General features: G+C 63.1%; 15 protein-coding genes and 2 pseudogenes. 6 read left to right on the top strand and 11 right to left on the bottom strand.

Annotated elements, in window-relative coordinates:
• Positions 1 to 239: 239 nt before the first annotated feature.
• The 7 genes and pseudogenes from FJ319_11515 to FJ319_11545 form a co-directional block, all read right to left on the bottom strand.
• Positions 240 to 2,726 (bottom strand): hypothetical protein, encoded by a 2,487-nt coding sequence (locus FJ319_11515; protein ID MBM3934908.1) that lies wholly within the window; start codon positions 2,724 to 2,726, stop codon positions 240 to 242.
• Between the two features lie 310 nt (positions 2,727 to 3,036).
• Entirely contained in the window at positions 3,037 to 3,888 is an 852-nt protein-coding gene (locus tag FJ319_11520; GenBank protein MBM3934909.1) for a sulfurtransferase, read from the bottom strand.
• Between the two features lie 22 nt (positions 3,889 to 3,910).
• Complete coding sequence (gene moeB, locus FJ319_11525) at positions 3,911 to 4,735, bottom strand: molybdopterin-synthase adenylyltransferase MoeB (GenBank protein ID MBM3934910.1); 825 nt, start codon at positions 4,733 to 4,735, stop codon at positions 3,911 to 3,913.
• Positions 4,736 to 4,994: 259 nt separating this feature from the next.
• Entirely contained in the window at positions 4,995 to 5,930 is a 936-nt protein-coding gene (locus FJ319_11530) for a homocysteine S-methyltransferase family protein (GenBank protein MBM3934911.1), read from the bottom strand.
• 6 nt (positions 5,931 to 5,936) lie between these two features.
• Positions 5,937 to 6,989 (bottom strand): 6-bladed beta-propeller, encoded by a 1,053-nt coding sequence (locus tag FJ319_11535; GenBank protein ID MBM3934912.1) that lies wholly within the window; start codon positions 6,987 to 6,989, stop codon positions 5,937 to 5,939.
• A gap of 105 nt (positions 6,990 to 7,094) precedes the next feature.
• Positions 7,095 to 8,480, bottom strand: coding sequence for a DUF1800 domain-containing protein (locus FJ319_11540; protein ID MBM3934913.1), 1,386 nt, complete (start codon positions 8,478 to 8,480; stop codon positions 7,095 to 7,097).
• 21 nt (positions 8,481 to 8,501) lie between these two features.
• Positions 8,502 to 10,523, bottom strand: a pseudogene (locus FJ319_11545) (hypothetical protein).
• A 131-nt stretch (positions 10,524 to 10,654) separates the two neighbouring features.
• Here FJ319_11545 and FJ319_11550 point away from each other — a divergent pair.
• The 3 genes and pseudogenes from FJ319_11550 (at position 10,655) to FJ319_11560 (ending at position 12,003) form a co-directional block, all read left to right on the top strand.
• On the top strand, positions 10,655 to 11,353 hold the full coding sequence (locus FJ319_11550; GenBank protein MBM3934914.1) for an NAD(P)-dependent oxidoreductase: 699 nt from the start codon (positions 10,655 to 10,657) through the stop codon (positions 11,351 to 11,353).
• 50 nt (positions 11,354 to 11,403) lie between these two features.
• The gene (locus tag FJ319_11555) at positions 11,404 to 11,634 is read left to right on the top strand and encodes a DUF433 domain-containing protein (protein MBM3934915.1); all 231 of its coding nucleotides are present in this window, start codon (positions 11,404 to 11,406) and stop codon (positions 11,632 to 11,634) included.
• Positions 11,631 to 12,003 (top strand): annotated as a pseudogene (locus FJ319_11560) (hypothetical protein). The gene FJ319_11555 and the pseudogene FJ319_11560 overlap by 4 nt, the downstream one beginning before the upstream one ends.
• Before the next feature lie 7 nt (positions 12,004 to 12,010).
• On the opposite strand, the gene FJ319_11565 reads toward FJ319_11560, so the two are convergent.
• From FJ319_11565 to FJ319_11575, 3 genes are all read right to left on the bottom strand, one after another.
• Positions 12,011 to 13,069, bottom strand: coding sequence for a Gfo/Idh/MocA family oxidoreductase (locus FJ319_11565; protein ID MBM3934916.1), 1,059 nt, complete (start codon positions 13,067 to 13,069; stop codon positions 12,011 to 12,013).
• Positions 13,070 to 13,197: 128 nt separating this feature from the next.
• Complete coding sequence (locus FJ319_11570; protein MBM3934917.1) at positions 13,198 to 13,872, bottom strand: heme ABC transporter permease CcmB; 675 nt, start codon at positions 13,870 to 13,872, stop codon at positions 13,198 to 13,200.
• Positions 13,869 to 14,609: an ABC transporter ATP-binding protein gene (locus FJ319_11575; GenBank protein MBM3934918.1), complete on the bottom strand. Its 741-nt coding sequence runs from the start codon at positions 14,607 to 14,609 to the stop codon at positions 13,869 to 13,871. Before FJ319_11575 ends, FJ319_11570 begins: the two co-directional genes overlap by 4 nt.
• A 122-nt stretch (positions 14,610 to 14,731) precedes the next feature.
• On the opposite strand from FJ319_11575, the gene queF reads away from it, so the two are divergent.
• From queF to FJ319_11590, 3 genes are read left to right on the top strand one after another with little or no spacing between them, the layout of a single operon-like run.
• On the top strand, positions 14,732 to 15,151 hold the full coding sequence (queF, locus tag FJ319_11580) for an NADPH-dependent 7-cyano-7-deazaguanine reductase QueF (GenBank protein MBM3934919.1): 420 nt from the start codon (positions 14,732 to 14,734) through the stop codon (positions 15,149 to 15,151).
• Complete coding sequence (queC, locus tag FJ319_11585) at positions 15,151 to 15,915, top strand: 7-cyano-7-deazaguanine synthase QueC (GenBank protein MBM3934920.1); 765 nt, start codon at positions 15,151 to 15,153, stop codon at positions 15,913 to 15,915. Before queF ends, queC begins: the two co-directional genes overlap by 1 nt.
• Complete coding sequence (locus FJ319_11590; GenBank protein MBM3934921.1) at positions 15,902 to 16,609, top strand: 7-carboxy-7-deazaguanine synthase QueE; 708 nt, start codon at positions 15,902 to 15,904, stop codon at positions 16,607 to 16,609. Before queC ends, FJ319_11590 begins: the two co-directional genes overlap by 14 nt.
• Before the next feature lie 3 nt (positions 16,610 to 16,612).
• Here FJ319_11590 and FJ319_11595 read toward each other — a convergent pair whose 3' ends face one another.
• The gene (locus FJ319_11595) at positions 16,613 to 17,287 is read right to left on the bottom strand and encodes a cytochrome c biogenesis protein CcdA (GenBank protein ID MBM3934922.1); all 675 of its coding nucleotides are present in this window, start codon (positions 17,285 to 17,287) and stop codon (positions 16,613 to 16,615) included.
• Positions 17,288 to 17,670 lie beyond the last annotated feature (383 nt).

Here is a 17,670-nt window from a genome sequence, read left to right on the forward strand (position 1 = left end):
GCGGCGCATGGCTCACTCCATTTTGCTATATCTTCCTCGCACAGGTATGATTATCGCCTCTACCCCGGGTTATGCAAAGGTCTCCTCGGGGAGAGGAGGAAGAGCCGTCGATCCGAAGGCAACGCCCTCTCTGTCAGCCACCCCGATGGAATCGGGGCCCCTGAGGGGGAGAAACAAAGCCACGAGGGGAGCGAGGCGGAACAATCGACACTCTCTCCGTCCCATATGGGGCAGCACGCTCATGCCTTTATCAGGCCTGCGCCAGCTACCGGTTGGCAGACGTAGACGCCGGACATGAACTTGTCCGGGTCCTGGGCGGAGGCGCGGAGGGTGGACATGAGGCGGTCCATGGCGTTTGCGCGGACGAGGATCATCATGCAGCCGCCCAGTCCTGCGCCGGAGAGCTGGGCGCCGATGACGCCTTCCACAGTGTTGGCAAGGTCCACGAGGCCGTCGATGGTCTTTGTGCTGCAGGCGTAGCGGCCGGGCTGCGAGACCAGGTCGGCGTTCGACTGCGCCAGACGCGCGAGCGTGGCGTCGTCCGTGTTGAGGCGGAATGGCGCGGGCGCCTTGCCCGGCGGGCAGGACCAGACGCGGTCGCCGTCGTGGCTGAGCTTCATGAGGCGGCCGATGGCCTGCTTGTCGCCCTCGCGCAGGAGCGCGGAGAAGCGGTCGGAGCGCATGCACTCGGCGATGCCGTAGAGGGCGACGCCGCGGATATCGTACTCGCCCTGGTCCTTGTGGCTGGAGAAGATCTTGTCCAGGTCCGGCCTGTACTTCTCCGGCATGAGCTCGCGGACCTGGTCGCGGGTGACGTTGTCCGGCAGGCGGGCGAGGGCGCGGTAGACGTCCGCGGCGGCGACGCCGAGCCTGTCCGGCACGATGTCCCGCAGGTGCTGCATCGCGGCGGCGGCGGGCCAGGTGTGGCGGAGGAGGCGCTCGGCGATCTGGTAGCAGGCGACGCGCTGGTTGAAGATATCGCGCGCGCCCACGGTCTTCTGCGCCTGCTGGCCGCTGTAGACGATCACCAGCTTCAGTTCGTCCGGGAAGGGAGTCTCGCCCTCGATGCGGAAGGGGAAGAAGCCGATGCGGGAGACGTTGCCGACCTTGCTGGTGCGGATGGCGGCGTGGTCCGCGCTGCCGCCTCGCGACCCCACAAACCACTCCCCCTGGCCGCACAGGTCCACGAAGTCGCGCATGCCCACGCTGAGGCCGTTGAGCGCGACGGCCGCCTCCGCGAAGGCGACGACGAGCGCTGAGCTGGAGGAGAGGCCGGCGGCCATGGGTATGTTCCCGGTGACGACGCAGTCCATGCCCTTCACGCGCAGGCCGCTGTACTTGTACTGCAGGCGGAGCAGGGGAGCGCGGGCGTAGTGGCTCCAGTCGCCCGGCGCGGCGTCCAGCACTTGCCGCACGGTGCGCGAGTCCATGAAGTCCATCCAGTCCGACCAGCTTGCCTCGTAGAGAAGATCGCTGATTCGGAACTCGCGGTCGGGGAACCGCTCCCTGTCCGTGTTGGTGATCGTTACCGTGTCGTCGCTGCGAGGCGCGGCGACCATGAGCACCTCGCGACTGATGGCCATCACGTTCACGTAGCCGCCCCGGTGGTCCACGTGGCGGCCCATCAGGTTCACGCGGCCGGGGGCGCGGCAGAGGATGACGCGGCGCTCGAGGCCCATCGACTTCGCGGCGTGCTCCAGGAGCGCGAGCATCGCCCGGCGGCGGTCCTCGTGGAAGGCGACGTCCGGGCCGTAGGTGTCGCGCATCTCCTCGGCAAGGCCCGGGCCGTTAGCGGTGAGCGCTTCTATCCACTGGCGGATGCTCTTGTACGCCCGGGGGCCGAGCGACTCTTCGAGCGCGACGGCAACGGGCGCGGGGCGCTCGCGCTTGCTGACGACCTCCTCAATGGCGAGAAGGTCGGCTGGGGTGTCGAACGACATGAGGTCGGTCGGGTCCTGGATGCGGTTCACGGCGACGCGTCCGCGGGCGGCCAGGTACTGCACCGTGTCCGTGATGTAGACCTCTGCCTGGGCGTTGTCCGATTTCAGGTGCCTGAGGGCGTCCTGCAGCGCGGAGAAGCGGTAGCCGTACATGGATGCGTTGATGCCGACGCTGCGCTGCTCCACCTCGGCTGCGGTGAGATCGATGTTGCCGACGTGGATCTTTGCGCCGAACTGCTCCGCGCGGCGGATATCCGCCAGCTCCACGATGCCCAGCGCCGCGCCCGTCTCGTCCACAATGACGCGGCCGCCGGTCGTCTGCGGCTTTGGCGGGACGGTGGTGACCATCAGGTCAGTGTGGCTGTGGACGAACTGGTAGTGGAAGCGGCGGATAACCTCGGGACGCGTGACCTTGTCGCCCATGAGGACGATCACGTTGCCCTGGTAGCCCTGCGCGGCGAGGGCTTCGGCGGCGATCGACGTTGCGTGTCCGGTGCCGCGCGGGTTGGCCTGGTAAACGAACGTGACGTCCGGGTGGCTCGGCGCGACGGTAGACATCACCTGGTCCGCCATCTGGCCCACGACGACGATGAACCGGCGCAGGCCAGCCTTCTTGTAGGTATCGATGGCGCGGACGATGGCAGGGATGCCGCCGATGGGGAAGCAGGCCTTGTGTCGGTCCTTGGACGCCATGCGGGTGCCCTTGCCGCCGGCCAGTATTACGCAGACGGTATGCGCGATGTCCGAGCCGTTGCGGTGGGGGTTTTCTGCGGCGAGGTTCACCATGGGGCAGTCACGTCCGGTAGTGGAGGTTTACGGGCACCAGTATATGATACGCGCACACGGGGAAGTAGCAAGGCCGGGGACGGGTACGGCCCCGATTCGAAGACTCATCGGGGTCCAGAGCAAGGTACAGGGTACGGGAAGAAGGAGGAGGCAGGATGTCGTAGGGGCGCACAGCAGTGCGCCCGTGTCTTGCCTACGGTTACCGTTGCTGTCAACAATGACGGGCGCACTGCTGTGCGCCCCTACGAAGAGGGGGCGGGAGGCCCAGCCTCAATCGGCTGGGCCTCCCGCGTTTATGACAGAGCTGTCTCTACTTCTCTATCGGCGCGCCTACGATGCTGCCGTACTCGGTCCAGGAGCCGTCGTAGTTCTTGACGTTCTTGTAGCCGAGTATCTGGCTCAGTACGAACCAGGTGTGGGACGAGCGCTCGCCGATGCGGCAGTAGGCAATGGTGTCCTTGTCCGGCGTGATCCCCTTGTCCGCGTAGAGCTTCTGGAGGTCCTCTACGGACTTGAAGGTGCCGTCGGCGTCGTTCACGGCCTGCGCCCAGGGGATGTTCGCCGCGCCGGGGATGTGGCCGCCGCGCTGGGCGCCCTCCTGCGGCAGGTTGGCGGGGGCGAGGAGCTCGCCCTTATACTCCGCCGGGGCGCGCACGTCCACGAGCGCGGCCTTTTTCTTGCCCGCGGCGACCTGGAGCACCTCGTCGCGCGTCGCGCGGATGGAGCGGTCGGCGCCGCCCGCCGTGTACGCAGTTTTTGCGCGGGCCGGCCGGTCCGTGGATACGGGGCGCTTCTCGGCGAGCCACTTCTTACGGCCGCCGTTCATGATTTTGACATCCTTGTGGCCGAACATCTTGAGCTGCCAGAAGGCGTAGGTTGCGAACCAGTTATTGTTATCGCCGTAGAGAACGATTGTAGTGTCCGGCGCGATGCCGGACTCGGAGAGGAGCTTCTGCAGCTGCTCCTTGCTCAGGATGTCGCGTCGCAGCGTGTCGTTGAGCTGCGTCGTCCAGTTCCAGCCGATGGCGCCGGGCGCATGGCCCTGGTCGTAGGCCATCGTGTCTACGTCCACCTCGACGAGCGCGACCTTCGGGTCGTTAAGGCGCTGGGCCGCCCAGTCGGTGTCAACGAGAGATTCAGGATGCGCTACCTTTGCGGGCATGTGGTCCTCCTTGGAATGTGTGTTAGCCCGGCGCCATTACCGTGACGCCGCAGAAGACTTCGTAGTCGATGAGCTCCTTCACGGTGGGGTTGTCGCCGCAGAGCGGGCAGTTTGGATTGCGGCGCACCTTGAGCGTGCGGAACTCCATGCTAAGCGCGTCGATGAGCAGCAGGCGGCCGGATAGCGAATCGCCTATGCCCGTCAGGAGCTTGACCGTCTCAACGGCCTGGATACTGCCGACGAGGCCCGGAAGCATGCCCAGCACGCCGGCCTCGGCGCAGCTGGGGACCTCGCCCGGGGGCGGGGGCTCGGGGAACACGCAGCGGTAGCAGCCCTTGCCGGGGATGTACACTGTGGCCTGGCCGTCGAAGATCAGGATGCTGCCGTCCACCAGCGGCTTGCCGCTCAGGTAGGCGGCGTCGTTCACCAGGTAACGGGCGGGGAAGTTGTCTGCGCCGTTGATTATCACGTCGTAGTTCTTGAAGATCTCCATCGCGTTATCGGACGTGATCGGCTGCTCGTGGGCGATGACGTTCACGCCGGGGTTGTACGATTTGAGCGTGTCCCGCGCGGAGTCAACCTTCTTGCGGCCGATATCGCTATCGTGGTGCAGGATCTGGCGCTGAAGGTTAGAGAGGTCGACGGTATCGTAGTCCACGATGCCGAGCGTACCCACGCCCGCGAGGGCGAGGTAGACGGCGACCGGCGAGCCGAGGCCGCCCGCGCCGATGATGAGCACCTTCGAGTCGAGCAGCTTGCGCTGGCCCTTGCTGCCCACCTGGGGCATGATGATGTGGCGGCTGTACCTCTTGACCTGGTAAGGGGACAGCACGCTTGGGGTAGTCATTCGTTATCCTCCACACAAAAGTAAGCGCTCCGCCGCTACACGCAAGGTAGTCCCGGGGAGCGCTCAGTGATTTTGGCCCGATTGCCGCATCGTCTTTTCGCGCGGCACCTTACGTGGCTTCTAATAGTGACGCCGCGTACATGTAGCCTGGAAGGACTTCATAACGTCCAATTCGGGTCTCCGCATTCGGAAAGTATACGATAATACGGCAGTGAGTGCCAGCGGTCATTGAATGAGATGCGCGTATGGGCGCGGAGGTTCAGATGGCGACCGGCTTGAGAACAGGGCGCAGGGCGGCGATGTGCTCAGGCGTGGTGCCGCAGCAGCCGCCGACGATTTGCGCGCCCATGGAGAGCCATTCGCGGGCGTAGCGGGAGTGGACCGGCGGGGTGTAGTTATCGTCGTGCTCCGCGTTCGGGTACGCGCCGATGGGGCCGGAGTAGGCGTTGCGGAGCAGCTGCAAGGCGGCGGACGTGTTGTCGGGCAGGCTGCACATGACCAGCACGGCGTCCACCGGTAGCCCTTTGATGGCTGACGCAAGTTCCTGGAACGACTCGCCGGTGGACAGAGACCCGTCGGCGGTGGCCTTCCGGATGCCCAGAAATACCGGCAGGTCGAGCTTCAGAGCTGCTACGGCGGTGAGCGCGGTCACGCACTCCCGTACGCTGCCGTTGTACTCCAGCATGATGAGGTCGACGCCGGAGGCCGCCAGCACGCGCGCCTGGTCGGCGACGTCAATGGCTTTCCGGGCCTCGTCGATCTCCCGAAGCGGCGGCGGAATGCTGCCCGCGACATACGACTTGGGGTTCGAGGCGGCCCTGGCCCGCATCGCGATTTCGACGGCGACGCGGTTGATCTCTTCGAAGCGGTCGGCCAGGTGGGCCATGCCCCGAAGCCTGATCTTGGAGGGGCTGCTATTGAAGGTGTTGGTCGTTATGATGTCCGCGCCGGCCCGGACGTAGTCCTCGTGGAGCTCCTGTACCCGCTCCGGGGCATCGATGTTCGCCGTCGTTGGCTTGAAGCTGGCGCCCTTGCGCTGCAGCTCTTGGCCTTTGAGTGTGTCCGTCACACCGCGGCGGCGAAGCTCGGTCTTGGTTGCGCCGTCCAGGACAAGCGTGTCGCCCCGCTTCAGCCTTGTCGTGATGTCGGTAGCCAAGCTAAGGTTACTCCTGCCGGTCCAGCCGCTTGCCCGCAAGGCCCTCTAGTTCTGGTTCATCGTGGGGACTTTGAGGGGCGGCGCCACGTCCAGCTCTGTCATGTGGATGGCCTGCTTCTTATACACCTGGACGCGGTAGTGGTCGGCCTCAACAACGAACATGTGGCCCTTGGAGTCCACCCGAACGGACCTGGGGCCTGCGAAGAGCTTCTCTTGCTCGTTGTCCGCCTCGATACGTAGCCGCAGCTGCTTCATGGAGCGGCGGCGGAGGAATACCTCGATCTCCTGCTTGGAGAGCGTGGCGTCGCCAAGGAACTGCTGGATGTAGCGTCCCGTCTTGTCGAATAGCTGCACCCTGCTGTTGCCCCAGTCGCAAACGTAGATATCGCCGTCTTTATCCACGGCTATGCCGGTCGGCCGGTTGAACTGCCCTTTGCCGCTGCCGGACTCTCCGAACTGGAACTGGAACTCCCAGTTCATATCGAAGACCTGGACGCGGTCGTTGCGCCAGTCTGCCACGTGGATCTCATCGTTCTCGCTGTCCACGTGGATACCCCAGGGCATGTTGAACTGGCCTGGCTCCGAGCCGAGCGAGCCGAACATTGAGATAAACCGCCCGTCCTTGTCGAATTTCTGTATGCGGTGGTTGAGAGAGTCGTCCACGTACACATTGTCCTCAGCGTCCACGGCAAGGCCCGATGGGCGGTTGAACCTGCCGGGGCCGGGGCTGCCCTCTCCGCCGAAGCGGTGCAGGTAGTGGCCGTCCCGCGTGAATACCTGGATGAAGTCCTGCGCCTGGTCCGAGACGTACAGCAGGCCCCTGCCGTCGATTGCAATCTGGCACGGCCAGTGCATCTGGGCGTGGCCAAGGGGGTCGCGCTTTCCTTGCCAACCGAAGCTGCCGATGTACTCATCTTCCAGGTTAGTGATGTAGATGGGGCCCGGCCCGCCCTTGCCGTACGACGTGCCGCGGCAGAGGGTGTAGATTGTCCCGTCCGGCGCGATAGTCAGATCGTTCGGCAGGACGGTGCGTTGCCGTGCGCCGATAGTCTTGTGATACGGAAAGCCTGCGCGAAGTATGGCGTAAGGGCGAGACATCTGGACCTCCAGGCAAATGATGAATTATGAAGGATGAATTATTAAGTATGAAGTGAAGTCCTTCGGATCGAACATTCATCATTCATACTTCATAATTCATAATTATCAACTCAGCTGGTATTCCCTCGTGGCTGCTGTCAGCTGGAGCATCTTGAGCAGGTGGTCGCCGTTCTGCTGCCGCTTCGACTCGTCGGAAAAGTCTACCGTGCCCCGTGCCTCCGCGTGGCGCATAAGGCCGCGTAGCGTGGCCTCCCCAAGGGGGGCGGGCCCGATGTATTCGATGCACTTGTCCACTAGCTGGCGTGGGCTCAACGGTCCCATTTTGGCGAGGCGGGAGTATATCTGCGCCAGCCCTGGCTTGTTGATATCGTCAAGCATCTCGACGGCGGTGTTAACGCGTGTGTTCAGGGTACCGCCATCGATCCAGCCGACGCCCCGCGGCCAGCCTTCCACGGTCTGCGGGTTGCCTATGGACTGGCCCATGCCGCCCATGGTGTTCTTAGCGCCGAAGCCGGGGTCTATCAGGCTCGCGTCACCGACCAGCTTCTGGAGGTTCATTATGAGATCGAGCGGCATCTTGACCCGCGCAAACTGGGCGTTCTTGAAGAAGTCCGAATTGAACAGCACGCGGAGCATCTCTTTGATGCTGCCGTTGGACGCGAAGTACGCCTTGACCAGCGCGTCGATCGCCTCCGGGTTGCTCGGTGGGATCTCGTTCCAGGCGGCCACCGCGGGCTCGTCCGCGACGAAGAACGCGTACATCTGGCGGGCGATGAAGCGGGCAGTGGCCGGCTGGCGGGCGATGATATCGACGACGTCCTCGCCGTTGAATCGGCCGGTCTCTCCGAGGAATGTCTTCATCTCGTAGTTGTGGTTGCGGGAGTCGAACCTGAAAGCGGCCGGGTAGCCCTGGTCGCGGGACGATATCTCCAGCATGTGCTGCTCGAACGTCCAGCCTGTGAAAGCCTGCGCGGCCGCTTTGACGTCGTCCTCTGTATAGTTGCCGACGCCCATGGAGAAGAGCTCCAGGAGCTCGCGGCCGTAGTTCTCGTTGAGCTCGTCCTTGAGGTTCTCGTTATTGTCCAGCCAGAAGATCATCATAGGGTCGCGCGAAAGCTCTACCAGCAGGGTGCGGAGGTCTCCCATGCCGTGCTTTCGGAACTTTTCGAACTGCTGGAACATTGGGTACTGGTTGTTGCCCTTTGAAGAGCCGGTGGCGAAGACGTAGTGCCAGAAGACAAACATCCGCTGCTCGAGCGGGCGCTTGGAGCTAAGCATGCGGTGCCACCAGAGCCGGCCGTAGCCGCGGGTGCCGTCGCCGTGGAAGCGGTAAATGATGTCGCGGTTCTCATCGTCGGGGAAGCGCTCAGGATTCAGAAGGTCTTCCACAACCTCCTCGTAGGGTTTCTTGGTCAGCGCGTCCAGCTCTTCAATACTAGCGCCGAATCCTGCCCGGCGCATGAGGTGTGCGTAAAGAGCGCGATCCGTCATTTCTCCCTCCTGGGGTTTGTACTACTGGAATGGGACCGGAATATGGCCGTTGTGCCACGGGAACGAGTACGACGGCCTGTTGACGCACCTTTGTTGCTTGAGCTCCAACCGTATTGACGTTGACGGCGGGAGGTGCACGGTGACATAGCGCGAGTCCAGCGGCACGCGGCGCACGCCATTATTCCCGGCATCATAGCAGACTTCCTTGAACTGGTGCTCGCCGAAGCCGCCGGCCTGGACCACAACATCCGCAGAGGTCTCCCACGAGATATTGGCCAGGGTCAATACGATTGTATCCGCAGTCAGCGTTTCTACAAGTGCGCCCACATCTTTCGGCAGGCCGGGGCGTTGCCTCACTGCATCGAAATACCGGACGCGCGCCTGGAGCAGGCCGCCGTTGTAGATGGTTGACGGAGCGCCCAGCATAGTCTGCACCAGGGCCTTGGTGCAGATTGCGTTTTCCGGCTCCTCGTTCTCCGTGATAATCGTCTCTACTTCCCGAGCATCCTCAACGCATGCGCGATGGTTCTCCAGCACGTCCTGAAGGTCCGCGGAAAGTGCCCTCACCGGCCAGCCGGGGTTGCGGCCGTCGTAGTAGTTGAAGCGCGCCTTTTCCACCTCGCCGGGGCCTTTGACCCGGTCGTTTTCTTACGGCGGGCTATTCCAGTCGGACGCCCTGTCGCCGTCTCGGAGGTAGCTGACGAGGTCATAGTCCGATTTTGCCATCGACGCGCTCCAGACGTGGACGGCCTCTTTGACCTTGAGGGGCGCGTAGTTGCTCCATCCTGCCGCGCCGTGGCGGGAAGGGCAAAGAAGCTCGCCCTCGCTCCACTGGGCGGACTTGTTCTTCTTTGACTTGAGGGTAGGGGCCTCGGACTCTACGGGCAGGGAAGGGTCCCCGACCTGCTTGCCGCGCTCCAGAAGCACATTGATCTGGGAACGGATTAGGTCCAGGTATCCCATATCGCCCGTGAGCAGGAGGGCGTTCTCCGCGCCGGCTGTGATGGCCTGGAAGAGGTTCTTGTAGCCGATGTAGCTACCCCAACCGTACATGCCGCCCCACCACTGGCCGCCACGGTATTCGCCTGCCTTACCGCCCCAGCCAACGTTGTCCGGGATGATGCCGCCGTTCAGCTTTACGCGGTCCATCCAGCCTTCCACGTACCGCAGCACCCATTGCCGGTACTTCTCGTCGCCGGTGTACAGGTAAGCGTTTGTGACGAGCGACGTTGCCGCGAGGCTGTGGGGCGTATCGCAACGCAGAACCGTCTTCTCCAGGGCATCGACGACGCGCTCCCGCAGGCCGGGGATATTCTCCCAGCCCGGCGCCGCGTCCCTGACGAGTGGGTGTATGGAGGCCCTGACGCCGTCCGTGCCCATGGGGCGGACCGGGTCGCCGCCCTGGAGCCACTAGACAGCTTTTTCCACGCTCCCGTCGATGAACGGCCCTTCGCTGGTCTGGATTGGAGAGCGGAAGAGGTTGCGGCCGACGTCGAAGTTGGGCGCCTCGGGGTCTTCACCGATGAACATGGCGGCGAACCGGCGCGCCCGCCGGACGTTTTCGGAGATTGTGGGGTCCGCAAGGCCGAAGCCGTAGAAGGCCTGGTTTCCCTCGCCCATGTGGTGCCATTCAGCCGAGCCGGCGCCGGACTGGGTCTGCTTGTTGTAGTACTCGGTGTGGAGCTGCTGGTTGTATTTGCGCCGAGCGCAGCCGTGGTTGAAATAGGGGTGCTTCTTGCGGTGGACGATGCCGTCGTCGTTGTAGCGGGTTATGGCGTTCCACGATGACAGTGCAAGCTCGAGCACCCGTTCGCTTCCACCGAGTGAGTAGAAGAGCCCCCAGTTGCAGAAGCGCTCGTAAAGGTCGTCGACGCAATCGCCGTAGTACAGCGAGCCTCCGCGCTCCTGGTACTTCGCAACGAGCGCTTCGGCGCCCTGCTCCGCGGCCTCCATGAGGCGGCGCTGCAACAGCGCCCACTCGGGAGGAGCGGACCGTTTGGATGCATTGACGCTGAAGTAGCCGGCTGGGGCGGGTGTCGTCATCGGGTGAATAACCGCCGGGCGTAATGTAAGATATCGGACGGCTGAGATACTGCAAATGATACGTGTCGCTAAAGTATTTGTCGACACACACATTATTCGAAGCAATTCCTCCAGCGAAACGAGGCCACGCTATGAAGGTCTTGATAACCGGCGCAGCGGGGACGATAGGAAGAATTCTGACGAAAGCATTCCTGGGAAAGTACGAGCTTCGCGGCCTGGACAGGTCTCCGATGCAGCTGCTCACTGACACCGTTGAGGGAGATGTTACGGACTACGCCACGGTTGCGCGGGCTACTGCCGGCATGGACGCAGTGATTCACCTCACCAACGTGCGCGGTAAGGAGTTCGAGTACCCGATGCAGTCCATAACCGGCACGTACAACGTGTTCGAGTCGTCTCGGGTCAACGGTGTGACGACGATAGCGTTCGCGAGCAGGGGAGGGCTGTTTCCCTGGAAGCGGATTCCGAGGTCCGTCACCCGCACGGCGGACATGCTGTGGCAACCGTCGGACTTCTACACAATCACGAAAGTTGTCGGCGAGGGGTTCGGGGACATGTATTCGTCGCGATACGGGCTGAGCGTGGTGTCGGTGCGCATTGGCAGCATCGACCCGGAGGAGCAGGAGCTGAACCACCCGCACATTCTCAGCCACCGGGACTGTGTGGCGGTCTTTGAGGCTGCGATCAAATACAGAGGCGGCAAGCACGAGCGCGTCTTCGGCGTCTCGGACTCCAACTGGCTGCTGTACGACGTGGAGAATGGCCGCAAGACCATCGGCTATTACCCGAAAGACAAGTCCATCGTGCCGGAGTCAGAGATCGAGCGCTAAGGTTATGCTAGACTGCTCCTGTAGCGTAGCGCGGGCGCAAGAGGTGACTCATGACACAGCGCACGCGAATAACTATGAATCCATCGGTGATGGGCGGGAAGCCATGCATCCGCGGGATGCGGGTGACTGTTGGCACAGTCGTGGGGTTGCTGGCGGCGGGTCACTCAACCAGAGAGGTGATGCAAGCCTACCCGTATCTCGAGGAAGATGATATCCATGAGGCCTTGGCCTACGCGGCCTGGCGGTCTGAGGAGTTCGAAGTGCCCCTGGAAGCGGCATGAAGCTGCTTGTTGATATGAATCTCACTCCCCAATTGGGTTGAATATTTCTTTGCCCATGGACTGTATGCTGAACACTGGTCGCATATCGGTGACCCTCGGGAAAGCGACGAACGAATAATGTCCTGGGAGCGCGATCACCGCTACATAGTTTTCACGAACGATCTGGATTTCACGACACTTCTGGCGCTTACACACGCCGAGGGACCGAGTGTCATACAGGTAAGGTCCCAATCGCTGCTTCCGAGCAAGATTGGCGCATCCGTAATAAAGGCGATTCGTCAGTTTGCAAGTTCTCTGGAAGCAGGGGCGTTGCTCACGATTGACGAAAGCGCTTCCAGAGTCCGCATTTTGCCATTCGAGCGAGCCTGAGCATGCTCTACACCTCCACCAGCCGCGAGCCGTCGCGGTTGGAGCGCAGGAAGGCGAAGATGATGCGAATGGTCTTGATGGCCTCGCTGCCGGGGCTGACCAGCGCGCCCCCGTGTTCGACCACATCCACGAGCTCCTGCCAGCCGGCGGCGAAGCGCTGGACCTGGTAGGCCGGCGGGAGGAGATTACGCGTTATTGTTTCCTTCGTTGCTGGGTCAGACGTTTCCAACTGTGCGAAGTTGTCATCGACGGTGATGCGGCCCAGCGGCCCAGCGAGGTGGAGAGAAAACCTCCCGAGGGTGTCCTTGGAGCCGCAGTAGTGCGCGCGTACGCCGTTGCGATAGATGATAAGGCCGTCCGCGCCGGGCTCGCTGGCGGCGTCCAGCCCGCCCGTGCCCATGTAGCGGTCCCAGTGCTCGAAGCCGGGCTGCAGCCGCGCGGAGGCCAGGACAGGGTCCGACTCCGCAAAGTACGATACCAGGTCCAGCAAGTGCGGCCCGTTCCGGAATAGCATCGCGCGGGCGCCGCCGAGGGTGGCGACGATTGTGCTGAGCTGGCCGATTGCGCCGGAGCGCACGGTATCCCTGACCTTGCTGTATATCGGGTACCAGCGCCGCGCGTGGTTGACGCTCAGAGGCACACCGGCATCAGCGCAGGCCTTAACGATGCGCTCGGCTTCCTCCACGCTGGTCGCCATGGGCTTCTCCAGGAAGATGCCCTTGACTCCCGCGCGCACCGCGTCCAGAACGATCTCCTCGCGAACAGTGTCCGGGGTAGCGATGCCGACGATGTCCGGCCTCTCCTTTGCCAGCATCTCGCGGTGGTCTGTATAGAGCTTCGCGCCGGGCCACCTGTCGCCCCAGCGCTGTTGGAACTCCGTGTGCAGCGCCGCGTTCTTCCTGCAGATGGCTACCAGCTCCGCGTTCGGCACCGTCTCCAGCGCGGCAAGGTGCGAGAGGATAAGCTCGTTCCTGAATGGAGGAGCGTCTTTCGCCCTGCGTGTGACGATATCCCGCGCCCCCACCATCGCTACCCTGAAGACACGCTCAGCCATTTGACCCTCCATACTTCCGACGCATAAACTCTCTTCGTACCTCGCTTTGGACCCCGATGTCGCAGATCCCGTATGACTCGCGGGAATCGGGAAGTCTTCGAATCGGGGCCGTACCCCGTACCCCGTACCCCGTACCCTCCCTAGTCCTCCACCACCATATGGAAGGCGATCGGACTTGCTACCAGGAACACCGCGTCGAACGCCGTCAGCAGCGGCAGCCACGGTGCGATCTCAGAGAACGGCCCCCCGCGGAGCACGAGGCCCGATATTTCCACTGCGGCGATGACTGCCGGGAGCACTACCGGGAGGAAGAGCAGCGGAAGCATGACCTCCCGCGCGCGGGTGTTGACCGCCATGGCCGAGAATACCGTGCCCACGGTTACTATGCCCAGTGTCGACAAGAAGGCCACCGGGATGAGCTCCCATACGAAGAGGGGAAAGTTGAACAGTATGGCGAAGACGGGGAAAGCCAGCGCCTCCACGAGCAGCATGAAGATCAGGTTTGCCAGCATCTTGCCGTAAAACAGGGTGTCGCGGCTGACCGGCGTCATCATCAGCGCAAGCATGCTGTTGTTGTCCTTTTCGAGGGCGAAGGAGCGCGTAATCCCCAGCACGCCGCCGAAAACAAACGCGACCCACAGGACGCCCGGGGCGACGAGTCCGATGGTAGCGGGCGTGGGATCGATGGCGAAGTTGAAGATGACGATGACGAGCAGGGAGAAGACGAGGACCGCAACCACGATGTCCTTGGTGCGGGCCTCCAGCAGGATGTCCTTCCACAGTAGTGCCGCCATGGGGCCCAGGTACTGCTTCACTGGGCGGCGCCCACATGCTCAAAGTATGCCCTTCGAATACCCTCCGCGCCGGCGGCCGCGGCCGCCACAGGCTGCTGGAACGCGATGACACCCCGGGAGAAGATGGCCACCTGGTCGCCGATGGATATTCCGCGCTCCAGGTTGTGCGTGGTCATGATGATTGAGCGGTCCCTATTGGAGCGGTCACGGATGATGCCCTCAAGAACGCCCAGCGCCGACTGGTCCAGTCCGCTTTCCGGCTCGTCCAGGAGCAGCAGGAGTGGGTCGTGGAGGAGCGCACGGGCGATGGAGATGCGCTTGCGCCAGCCGTGAGACAGCGTGCCGACGCGCTGGTGCAGCCGTGGCGTAATAGCCAGGCGCTCGGCGTTTGCCGCGATGCGCTCGTCCAGCCTGTCCAGGCTGAACATCCGTCCGAAGAACTTCAGGTTCTCGTAGCCCGACATGTCGTTGTAAAGCAGGGGATCGTGCGACACGACTCCGATCGTCCGGCGGAGCGCCGGGCCATGTTTAGCCAGGTCCATGCCGCCTATGCGCACCGCGCCGCCGTCCGGCCGGGTGACGGAGGACAGGATGCGCATCAGGGTCGATTTTCCGGAGCCGTTGGCGCCAAGGACCGTCACGACCTGTCCCCAGGGAATATCCATATCGAGGCCGCGCAGCACCATCGTGCGGCCGTAGGCCTTTGTCAGGCCGCGGATTTCGATGGCCGCAGCTTGTGTTTTTGAGTCAAACGGCATTTGGTTACCTGGGCGGCTGGTGGCCTGCTTCTCAAACCCTCGACCCGTACCGGCTCTAGACTGTATTATAAAGTGACGATATCTGGCAACCCAGGTATTAGCGAGCACGAAGGACACGGCCGATGGCAGCGATCGACACTCTGCAGAAAAAGTACAGGTCACTCGACAAGCGCTTCGAGACGAAGCCGGAGAGCGCAGTCGACGAGGAGTGCCTGATGGCTTTCGACTACGAATACGCCGGCCAGGAGGCGGAGATCGTCGTCGACTCGCCTGAGTTTACGGCCGTGTGTCCGTGGACGGGCCTGCCGGACTTCGGCACTTTGACGATCAAGTACGTGCCGGACCAGCTATGCCTGGAGCTGAAGTCGCTCAAGTACTACCTGCTCTCCTACACGAGCGTCGGCATTGTGCAGGAGCACGCTGCGAACCGAATTCTGAAGGACCTTGTTGACGCGTGCCGCCCGCTCCGCATGGAAGTGCACCTGGACTACAATGTCCGCGGAGGGCTGCACACCACAGTGACGGTGCGGCACCAGAAGTAATGGCTATCCACGGCGTTTCGCTCCTCTCCGGCGGCCTGGACTCTACGACGGTGACCGCTTACGCCCGCAGCCGCTGCGATTCTCTGACCGCGCTCACATTCCGGTACGGCCAGACCCACAGCAAAGAGGCCGACTGCGCGACAGAGATCGCCGCGCGCCTGGGCGTGGAGCATCGCCTGATAGATATCTCCTTCCTGAAGGACGTCGCCTGGTATTCCGCGCTAACCAACCCCAAGGCATTCCCCGTGCCGAAGGGGACGACGACGGAGCAGATCGGCGCGAGCATACCGATAACGTATGTGCCGCTCCGCAACACGATTTTTATTTCGCTCGCCGCCGCTTACCTTGAGAGCAAGGTGCTGCACGCAATAGAGACCGGCGGGCAGTCTGCCCGCGTCACGCGCGCAGTAATCTACATGGCGCCCAACGCCGTGGACTTCAGCGGCTACCCGGACTGCCGCCCGGAGTTCTTCGAGCAGGTCGCGCGTACTCTCGGCTTCGGCAGTAAGCTTGGGACCCAGTACGGCGTGAATTTCGATGTCGTGACCCCCATCATCCATCTCTCCAAGGCGGAGATCGTGCGACTCGCTGGAGAGGTGAACGCGCCGATCGACCTGACCTGGAGCTGCTACGAAGGCGGCGATTCGCCTTGCGGGCAGTGCGATAGCTGCGTGCTAAGGGCGAAGGGGTTCGTGGAGGCGGGCGTGCCGGACCCACTGCTGGTCCGGTTGGGGAAGGCCGGGGACGGCAATGCTTCGCGTTAGTCGAAAGCCCAGCGGCGGGCCGGAGATATTCCACAGCATCCAGGGCGAGGGGGCGAGCATGGGCCTGCCCGCCGTGTTTATGCGCCTGGCGATGTGCAACCTGGCATGCACGTGGTGCGACACCCGCTATACCTGGGACTTCGACGCGTTCGACTTCGACAAAGAGGTCATGACAATAGGGCGCGACGAGGCCGCGGAGCGGATACTCGCGTACAAATGCGACAGGCTGGTCATCACGGGCGGCGAGCCGCTGCTCCAGCAAAAGGAGCTGTGGCCTCTCGCGGCGGACATGAAGGCGCGCGGCGTGATGTGCGAGGTGGAGACCAACGGTACGCTGGCGCCGTCTGCTGAGATGGTGGGAGCAGTGGCCCAATGGAACGTCTCTCCGAAGCTGGCAAGCTCCGGCAACCGCCGCGAGCGGGCGATCGTGCCGAAGGCGATTCAGTCGTTCCTGGAGACGGGCAGGGCGTACTTCAAATTCGTTGTTGTGACGCCGGCAGACATGGAAGAGGTTTGCGGCCTTGCTAAGGAGCTTGGCATACCCGCTGACCGCCTGATACTCATGCCGGAGGGGACATCCGCCGCGGTCCTTGTGGAGCGCGGCCGGCGGCTGGCCGAGGAGTGCGCCCGTCGCGGCTTCAGGTTCTCCACGCGCCTGCACATCATGCTATGGGGCGACGAGCGCGGGCGGTAGCGGCTAAAACTTCTCCACAAGGCCGCCGGCGGTGAGCCAGTAGAAGACAATGTACGCTCCCGCCAGGATCATGAAGGCCGCGCTGAGAGTCTGCGTGTACGGTAGGACTTTGCGGAGCGCGCCCACCGTCGCGCCCCTGAAGAGAGCCACTGCAAGCGTCAGCACGAGAATCACCGTCCCCATCCCGAGCGCGTACACGATGAACTGCCCCACGGCGCTCCAGAACCCGCCCGTGGCGAGGCTGGTGCCGATTACCGCCAGGAATATCGGGAGCGTGCAGCTCAGCGACGCCGTCGCGTAGCTCAGCCCGAAGAGGAAGTACCCCTTAACGCTGACGCTCGAAGGGTCGCCCATGTGTGACGCTGCGCGCGCGGCGATGCCCGAGTACAGCTTCCCGCCGCTCAGCAGCCACGCGCCCGCGAGGGCAAGCAGCACGCCGATGCAGAGGCCGATCCACGGAATCGCGAACTTGATCGACTGCGCCCCTGCGCTGATGACCCCTCCCACGACGCCGAAGAGCAGGACAAACCCTGCGGTGACGACAACGCCGACCAGGAGCGCCCGGCCCAGTCTTTGCACGGCGGGAGAGCGCGTCTCCGTCTGTGAGTTCGCGCCCAGGTAGAGCGCGAGGTACGCGGGCAGCATCGCGAATCCGCACGGGTTCACCGTGGCGACCATCCCCGCGCCGAACGCGTAGCCAAGCGGGAGCACGCTGGCCAAATCGTTCTGGATGAGCCTGCTGGAGGCCCCTGCCCAGCTTTCGACGGTGCCGACGATCCCCCCCGAGCCCGCGCCCGCGATAAACGCGCCCACGAAGGCTATTGCCAGCGGCACCACTGCCGCAAGCGCCGGCAAGACTATTCCCTTGAAAAGCCGCGATTTGTTGGATGCCAGGGTGGCCATGGTATTCCCTTCGCGCTTGCCAACTGAAACTCTGTCAATGCTCAATGACTTTGTCAGTCTTACTGCTCAGTGATTTTGTCAGTACGACTGGTTTTGGTTGAATCAGTCTCGATCTCCAAGGGTGATCTGGAGCCGGCTTTCGATCCTTGGGCGAGGAG

The sequence above is a fragment of the SAR202 cluster bacterium genome (assembly GCA_016872355.1).
Classification (GTDB): Bacteria; Chloroflexota; Dehalococcoidia; order Lucifugimonadales; family VGZY01; genus VGZY01.